Annotated in this window: 2 protein-coding genes and 1 pseudogene; 1 reads left to right on the forward strand and 2 read right to left on the reverse strand. The window is 33.5% G+C overall.

The genetic code is table 11. The annotated features are described in order from the left end of the window. The coding region (locus ACHZC3_RS10540; RefSeq protein WP_394759822.1) for a F0F1 ATP synthase subunit A at nucleotides 1-1,044 on the reverse strand (1,044 nt) is incomplete at its 3' end. 298 nt (nucleotides 1,045-1,342) lie between these two features. On the opposite strand from ACHZC3_RS10540, the gene ACHZC3_RS10545 reads away from it, so the two are divergent. Continuing rightward, entirely contained in the window at nucleotides 1,343-2,716 is a 1,374-nt protein-coding gene (locus ACHZC3_RS10545) for a T9SS type A sorting domain-containing protein (RefSeq protein ID WP_394759823.1), read from the forward strand. 1 nt (nucleotide 2,717) lies between these two features. Here ACHZC3_RS10545 and ACHZC3_RS10550 read toward each other — a convergent pair. Continuing rightward, nucleotides 2,718-2,944: pseudogene (locus ACHZC3_RS10550) on the reverse strand (hypothetical protein); the annotation flags it as partial.

A 2,944-nucleotide genomic window follows, 5' to 3' on the forward strand; every position in this document is an offset into this window, starting at 1 on the left:
CGTTAATGTAAATGATAACGCTCCCATTCCGATGCTTTTATAAATAAATATTAAAGCTAGCAAACTCATTATTACGATATGACCAGCAATCATGTTGGCATACAAACGGATCATTAATGCGAATGGTTTGATAAATATCCCTAAAAGCTCTATCGGTGCTAAAATAATCTTCATTGGCATCGGCACTCCTGGCATCCAGAAAATGTGTCCCCAATAATTTTTATTAGCAGTTAGGGTTGTAATAATAAACGTTACAATCGCCAATCCTGCAGTCACGGCAATATTACCCGTAACATTAATTCCAAGTGGTGTTAATCCGAAAATATTTAAAAACCAAATAAAGAAAAATACGGTCAATAAAAAACTCATGTATTTTTTATAATGTCTCTCTCCAATGTTTGGAATTGCAATTTCATCACGAACATACAACACGATTGGCTCGAAAAAACGACCAACACCAGAAGATATTCCACCATTTTTTGCATATGATCTTGCTAAACCTGCGAAAACAAAAAACATTAAGAAAGCCACAACCATAATAGATAAAACTCCTTTTGTGATTGAAAAATCTAAAGGCTTTACGTTAGTTGGATGATGTTCGTCGCCCGTTAAAGTTCCAGCAGCATCTGTTTTGTATATTTTTTCGTCGTGACCAAGTTTGTAATAATTTCCATTTGATTCAGCAACTGCGTGACCGTGTTCGAATTTTGAAGAAGAAAAAATATGAACACCATTATCCCACACTATAATAGGTAATGGAAATCCATAATGTGCTCCAGTTGCTTCATCTTCAAAAAGAGAAAATTCATGCGCATCTAGAACGTGGTGTTGCTTGTATGCGTCAATTTTGGATTTGATGTCCGTTGGCTCAGCATGAGCTTCATGAGAAGCTTCTGTTTTTGCACTTGTTGTTACAATTTCATGAACAACACCCTCTGTTTTCACATGCGTTGAATCTGTAATTGTATTTGCAAAAGTAACTAATGGAAGACAAGCAATTACTGCTGTCAATATAAATCTGAGTGGATACTTTGAAATTACCATATTATATAAAACTATATTTCTAGGTTTGTAAATTTGGTGCAAAGGTACATTTTTTATTAATATTCAAAAAGGTTATAGATTCTTTTTTAAGTGTATTTTGTTTTTTTTTATTTTTCAAGGTTATTTTTAAAACCAAAAGTTATTAACATTTTTATATTGATTTGCAAAAAGCAACACTATAATTATCTGATTTCACAAAGAATAAAGCTCTTTTGACGGAAAAAAAGTTATAAAAATTGTTAATAAGTTATTTTTTGTTATATTGGTCAAAAATTAACAAGACAAAAATTTATAAATTATGAAAAGAAATTTACTTATTTTATTTGTTAGCGTGTTTTATTTGAATTTATCTGCACAATGCTGGAATTCTATTTCAGCTGGTGGCGCTCATACTATAGGCATTAGGACAGGTGGTACAATTTGGGCGTGGGGATTAAATGATTTCGGACAGTTGGGTAATGGTGGTACAACTAATAGTTCACTTCCTATTCAAGCTGGCACCGATACAGATTGGCAAAAAATTTCTGCAGGAACCTCTCATAATATTGCATTAAAAACCAATGGTACGCTTTGGACCTGGGGTAAAAACCTACAAAATCAACTTGGCAATAATAGCACAACTGCTTCTAATATTCCTATACAAATCGGAATGGACAATGATTGGCAGTTTATCTCTGCTGGAGACGAATATTCTTTAGCAATTAAAGCCAACGGAACTTTATGGGCTTGGGGACTAAATAATTTTAGTCAACTTGGAAACAATTCAATGACAAACTTAACGGTTCCCACACAAATAGGTGTGGATGCTAATTGGTTATTTGTTTCAGCAGGAACAGATCACACATTGGCAGTAAAAACAACAGGTACTTTATGGGCCTGGGGCAGAAATAATTCAGGAAAATTAGGAGACAATTCGACTACTAACAGGCCAATTCCAACACAAATAGGAACGGATACGAATTGGCACAATGTAATGTCTGGTTTAACTCACAGCGTTGCAACAAAAATTGATGGTAGCTTATGGACATGGGGAAACAACACTAGCGGACAGTTAGGAGACGGGACAAATACCGTTAGACTTGTACCAACAAACATAGGTGTTATAACAAATTGCAATGCCATATCTAAAGGATACCAACATAGTCTTGCAAAAAAGAGTGATGGTACGCTTTGGTCTTTTGGCGGTAATGCATCCGGACAATTAGGAGATGGAACGACAGTTGCAAAAACATCACCTATTCAGGTTTTTGGTTCTGCAACAGACTGGCAAACAATAAGTTCTAGAGTAACACACACCGTAGCTCTAAAGACTGATGGAAGCTTATATACCTGGGGTTCAAATTTATCAGGACAATTGGGTTTAGGGACGATTAGTTTATCTGTTACATCACCCACATTGGTCACTTGTCCAACTTTGTCAATTGATGAAAATGTTTTGGCAGAAAAATTAGCTGTTTATCCAAATCCTACCTCTTCTATTTTAAATATTAGAGTAAATAATAATTTTGTTGCTTTCGAAAAAGTGATAATTACCGATTTATTTGGAAAGATTGTTTTTGAAAGAAAAGAAAACACTACTCAAATTAATGTCGAAAATCTAGCTTCAGGGTTGTATATTATACAAGCTTTCTCAGAAGAAGGAAACTATCAAAATAAGTTTTTCAAAAACTAATTTAGTCTTCTTTTTTATTTAACATACTAATAGTTACAGCCGTTTCTATTGCAAGAAAAATTAGAAATAGAATTAGAAAATTCCATTTCTGAATCGAATTGTTTTCGCTTCCTAGTTTTAGGATTGAGCTACCCAAAACATAACAAACCATCATTTTAATTAATGTTATCAATAAAAAAACATTCCCAACGATATCAATATTTTTTTGTTTGACTCTAATTAGTATTA

The organism is Flavobacterium sp. (genome assembly GCF_043720215.1).
GTDB lineage: Bacteria > Bacteroidota > Bacteroidia > Flavobacteriales > Flavobacteriaceae > Flavobacterium.